Origin of the sequence: Kitasatospora putterlickiae (assembly GCF_039527695.1) — a bacterium.
GTDB lineage: Bacteria > Actinomycetota > Actinomycetes > Streptomycetales > Streptomycetaceae > Kitasatospora > Kitasatospora putterlickiae.
Genome location: NZ_BAAAKJ010000424.1, coordinates 1 through 5,273 on the forward strand (window position 1 = coordinate 1; position 5,273 = coordinate 5,273).

Genomic DNA, 5,273 nt, shown 5'->3' on the forward strand with positions numbered 1-5,273 from the left:
CCCCTGGTCACAGCCACACCATAGAGTCTCCGACCAAGCCGGTGCGGTTCAGCTATGCCGCTTGGCCGTCTGCCGAGCGGTCACGGTGGTCCCGGCCAGCACCGGGACCACCACATCCCCGGGCCGCAGCTCTCCGCTCCTGCCACCGACGCCTCTCAACCCCCGTTGTGTGCGTCGATTCGGCGAAACCCACGACTACTTGTCGGCCTTGCTCAGCGCCTCCTCGGCTTCCTCCACGGCGCCGCATGCCTGGTATGCCGCTGCCGAGGCCTCTCGCATCGCCCGCACTTCGCCAGCAGAGCGTTGAGCAGCGAGAAGGGTGTCGGCGAGCTCGTCAGATGCTTTCCCTAGCCGGCGCCGGTCGTCCAACCTCTCGAACAAGGCGATGGCCCGCTCGCCAGCGTCCGCCGCTTCCACTGCCGCCCCCCGACCTCTCAGCGCGGTGCCGAGGTTGCTCCAGGCGATGGCCTCGCCGTGGCGGTCGCCGAGGTCCTGATAGTGGGCGAGAGCAGCGCGATGGGCTGTTTCTGCCTCGTCGAATCGCCGCAGTTCCTGCAGAGTGATGCCGAGTTCGTTCCAGGCGGCGGCCTCGATGTGGCGGTCGCCGAGACTCTGGTGCCGGGCGATAGCAGTACGATGGGCTACCTCAGCCTCGTCAAATCGCCGCAAGGCCCACAGCGCGATTCCAAGGCCGCTCCAGGCGATGGCTTCCCGGTGATGGTCACGGAGGTCCTGATAGTAGGTGAGAGCAGTGCGATGGGCTACTTCAGCTTCGTTAAATCGCCGCAGATTCTGCAGTGTGCTTCCGAGATTATTCCAGGCGATGGCTTCGTTGTGGTGGTCGCCGAGACTCTGGTGCCGGGCGATAGCAGTACGATGGGCTACCTCAGCCTCGTCAAATCGCCGCAAAGCCCACAGTGCGATTCCAAGGCTACTCCAGGCAATGGCCTCGCCGTGGTGGCCGCCGAGGCTCTGGTGCCGGGCGATAGCAGTACGATGAGCTATCTCAGCCTCGTCAAATCGCCGCAAAGCCCGTAGCGCGTGGCCCAATTGGTTCCAAGCGATGGCTTCCCGGTGGTGGTCGCCGAGGTCCTGATAGTGGGTGAGAGCAGTGCGATGGGCCACCTCAGCCTCGTCAAATCGCCGCAGATCCTGCAGTGTGCTTCCGAGATTGTTCCAGGCAGTGGCCTCGCCGTGGTGGTCGCCGAGGCTCCGGTGCTGGGCAATAGCAGTGCGATGGGCCGCCTCAGCTTCGTCGAATCGACGCAAAGCCTGCAATGCGTTCCCAAGGTCAATCCAGGCGGCGGCCTCCCCATCAGGGGTGTGACTGTCGCGCGCGGCGGCCAAGGCGATCCTAGCGATGTCCAGGTGGTCTTCGAGGCGGCGGCGCTGTTGGAGATAGGGGCCGAGGTGGGAGGTGAGGTGTCGGGCAGCTTTGTGGTGACCTGCGGCGCGGGCGGCAGGGATGATGGCGACGAGGTTTGCGCGCTCGGCGTCTAGCCATGCCAGGGCCTCTGCCCGACCGCTAAATTTCTGGCCTGCGCCGATTCTGTGTTCCACCGGATTCATACAGGCCTCCGCCTCGTGGGTGGAGAAGGCGTAGTGGTCCAGGAGGCATTGCAGAGCTTCGGCGGCTCGGTCGGGGTGTCGGGCAGCTTGTTCACCGGCGTAGGCGCGTACCAGGTCGTGCATGTGCCAGCGCCCGGTGTCGGGGGCCTGGCGGATAAGGCTGGCCTTGGACAGTGCAACCAGACGGGCCCGGACGTCCCTCGGCTTGCTGATTCTGGTGACTGCGGCAACGGTCTCGGTAGACAGGTCCGGTCCCGGATTGACCGCAAGCAGGCGGAACAACTCGGCGTGGGGCAAGGCCAGCCGCTGGTAGGAGCGCTCCAGCACGGCGCGTACGGCCCGCGGTCCGTCTTCCAGCACGTCGAGGCGCTGGTCCAAGTCCTGCAGGTATTCGGCGAGCCGACTCGGCTTCAGTCCCCGCTCAGCCACCAACTGGGCGGCTGCGATCCGCAGGGCAAGGGGCAGGTGGCCGCAGAGCTGGGCGACCCGGGCGGCGCCATCGGGATCGTCGGCGATCCGCCGGTCCTTGGGCAAGGTGAGGCGAAGCGCGGTGGCCATGAGAGCGACAGACTGCTCAGGGCCGAGGATGTCCAGGTCTACCAACCGGGCGCCAAGGGTGGCGGTGAAGTCATCGCGGGAGGTCACCAGCAGCCGGTGGGGACCAGCACCAGGGACGAGGTGTTGGACCTGCTCAGCGGCGTTGGCGTTGTCGGCGAGGACGAGGACGCGTTCCCCGGCCTGCGCCCGCACGGCCAGCTGGGCGCGGTAGAGGGCGGCGCGTTGGTCGGCCCCCGGCGGAATCCGCTCGGGATCGGTTCCCAGGGCGCGCAAGGCTGTGTCGAGAGTCTGGTCGGCGTCGAGGGTGGTGTCGTCGTAGCCGTGCAGGTCCAGGAAAAGCACGCCGGTGAACAGGTCCCGCCTGATCGACTCGTGAGCGACAGCGAGGGCCAGGGTGGTCTTGCCCATCCCGCCCATCCCCAGCACCGACGCCACCAGCACTGGTTCCGCCGAAGCGCCCTCGGAGCCGGCGGGGGGATGCAGAAGGACGAGTAGATCGCCCAACTCCTTCGTCCGGCCGGTGAAACCCGCAGGGACGGCCGGAGGAGGAGCCAAAGCCGCCGCCGACGGCGCGGCAGCAGGCGTCGGCGGATAGTGGTACTCGTAGTGGTGAATGTCCCGACCGGCCTGGTGGCTCCTCCCGTTGCCGGTGCTGTCGGCCCGCATCTCGGTGTGCTCGACACTGCTCCGCTCACCGAGTGCGGCATGTGCGATGTCACCACCGGCACCGACGGCGCCCTGCCCGGAGGCCGTGACCTCCCGTTCGGAGACCGACTGTCCCGTGCGCGGCTTTTTCCACGGCAGGTCACGGGTCACGAACGCTCCCCGTTCAGGTCGAGGCCGACGATGTCGCCGCCGGCGGCGATCGAACCGGGACCGGTGGCGCGCACGTCGCGCTTGTCGACCCCGTAGACACCCCCGTCCCCGGGAGCGGTGCCGGCGGCCGTGATGGAGCCGGCCGCCGCGATGCCGCCCTGCTCGGCCCGGACCCGCACCTCTCGCTCGTTCCCGCCCACCGACCTCCGCAGGGCGAGCAGGGTCAGCGGGACGCCCGCCAGCGCGACGACCGCGCCGGTCACGCTCGCGATCTTGTCCGCGTTCTCCAGGTCCCCCAGCACCGCGAAGGCCAACAGGCCGATCCCGGTCGCCGCGCAGACCGCCGCCACGGTCCACCACATCCACGGGCGCACCCGCGCCACCCCCAACTTCCCGCATCGGGCATCCCTTGTGACCGAATATCATCCCACTTTCAGGACCGCGGTTCGGCACCCTCAAACTAATCTGGAACCACCCCCGCCCTGCGGACACGAGATCTGCGTGGAGTCCTCCTTGTCCAGAAAGCAGACGCAGGCCGGCGAGCGCCAGCTGTTCGCCGAGCTCTACGATCAGCACGCTCGCACGGTCTTCGCGCACGCGTACCGGTCCACCGGGGACCGCGATCTCGCCGACGACATCGTCTCCCTCACCTTCCTCGAAGCCTGGCGGCTCCGGCGGAAGCTCCGTGACGAGGTCCTCCATCCCCGGGCCTGGCTGCTGGCCATCGCCACCAACGTGCTCCGCAACACCGCCCGCACCGCCCGTCGGCACCGGGACGCGATGTCCCGGCTCCCCCGGCGCGATCCGATCCCCGACTTCGCCGACGAAGTGGTCAGCCGGATCGCCGACGCCGGTACGGCCGCCGCGGCCGTCCGTGCCCTCGACCAGCTCGGCGGGCCGGAGCGCGAGGTCTTCACGCTCGTCGTCTGGTCCGGACTCGGCTACGCCGAGGCAGCTCAGGCGCTGGGCATACCCGTCGGCACCGTCCGTTCGCGGCTCTCGCGCGTCCGGGACAAGCTCCGCCGGATCGTGGCCGCCGAGGACCCCCCCGAGCCACACCGGGTCGGGCTCACCGTCAGCCATCAGCCCGTGGGCCACCACCAGGAAAGGCGGCCATGAGCAACACACGCACCGACCACTCCGAGTGGAACGAACACGGCGAGCGCCGTGAACTCGCCCGGTTGCTCCCCCCGCCGCCCTACCCGGTGCCCTCCCCCTCCCAACTGGCCGTCCGCCGTGACGTGCTGCTCGCCGAGTTCGCCCGGCCCCGCGCCCTTTCCGCGCTCACCGCGCGCTGGCGCGGCCTCGTCGCGGTGACGGCCATCGCCACCGCCGTCGCCATCACCGCCGTCACCCTCGCTCCCGACTCCTTCTCCCCCCAGGGCCCGGCGTCCGACAGCGCCGCCTCCGCCGAACTGCTCAACCGGATCGCCAAGGCCGCCTACGGCCGACGCCAGTCCCCGGCCCAGGACGCCCAGTTCACCTACCTCCGGACGGTCGCCCACGCCAGGGCGCTGACCGAGGGCCTCGACGGCACCATGTCGCGCACGGACACCACGGCGAACACCGAGCGCTGGACCGCCGTGGACGGCGGTCGCGCCGGCCTGCTGCGCCGCGACGGCGCCGACGTACGGATCCCCGCCGTCACCCAAGGCTCGCTGCACTCCCCCACCTACCGCCTGCTGGCCGCCCTGCCGACCGATCCCGACGCCCTGCTGAAGCTGATCTACGCCGAGACCCAGCCGGTCCACGGCCCCGGACCGGCTTCGACCACCGGACCGGACCAGGAGGCGTTCGTCACCATCGGCGACCTCCTGCGCGACTCGGTCGTCCCGCCCCGGACGAGCTCGGCGCTCTACCGCGCCGCCGCCCGCATCCCCGGGGTGGTCACCGTGAACGACTCGGTCGACGCCACCGGGCGGCCCGGGGTGGCGGTCGCCCGGGTGAGCGATGGCAGCCGCTACGAGTGGATCTTCGACCGGACGACCCTGACGCTGCTCGGCACCCGGACCGTCCTGACCGACGACAGCCCGTGGGGCAGGAGCGGCGAGGAAGTGGAGTCCACCGCCGTCCTCGCCCGGGGCATCGTCGCCGCCCCTGGCGAGGCGGCGCCCGTGGAGTCCGCCGAATCAAGCCACTGAGCCAATTCGGCCAGCCATTGACCGGTCCTCGTCGGAACTATTGTGCGAACGGCTGATCGGGCGTTGGGTTCGTGGCAGCACAGTCCTGCCACGACTCATCAGAGGAGAAGTTGACCGTGCGTTCCTTCCGCACGCTCGCCGTCATCACCGCGGCCGCCGGCGCGCTCGCGCTGGCGGCCCCGGCGGGCA

4 protein-coding genes are annotated in these 5,273 nt (G+C 69.7%); 2 read left to right on the forward strand and 2 right to left on the reverse strand.

Translation table 11 applies throughout. The features are described 5' to 3' along the window. Positions 1-195 precede the first annotated feature (195 nt). Together ABD308_RS35200 and ABD308_RS35205 are read right to left on the reverse strand one after the other, a co-directional pair. A complete protein-coding gene (locus ABD308_RS35200) occupies positions 196-2,943 on the reverse strand; it encodes an ATP-binding protein (RefSeq protein ID WP_344344068.1) in 2,748 nt (915 codons plus the stop codon). Next, a complete protein-coding gene (locus ABD308_RS35205; protein WP_344344070.1) occupies positions 2,940-3,317 on the reverse strand; it encodes a hypothetical protein in 378 nt (125 codons plus the stop codon). Before ABD308_RS35205 ends, ABD308_RS35200 begins: the two co-directional genes overlap by 4 nt. Positions 3,318-3,456: 139 nt before the next feature. On the opposite strand from ABD308_RS35205, the gene ABD308_RS35210 reads away from it, so the two are divergent. After that, the gene (locus ABD308_RS35210) at positions 3,457-4,062 is read left to right on the forward strand and encodes an RNA polymerase sigma factor (protein WP_344344072.1); all 606 of its coding nucleotides are present in this window, start codon (positions 3,457-3,459) and stop codon (positions 4,060-4,062) included. Beyond that, entirely contained in the window at positions 4,059-5,084 is a 1,026-nt protein-coding gene (locus ABD308_RS35215) for a CU044_5270 family protein (RefSeq protein WP_344344074.1), read from the forward strand. The genes ABD308_RS35210 and ABD308_RS35215 overlap by 4 nt, the downstream gene beginning before the upstream one ends. Positions 5,085-5,273: the final 189 nt, after the last annotated feature.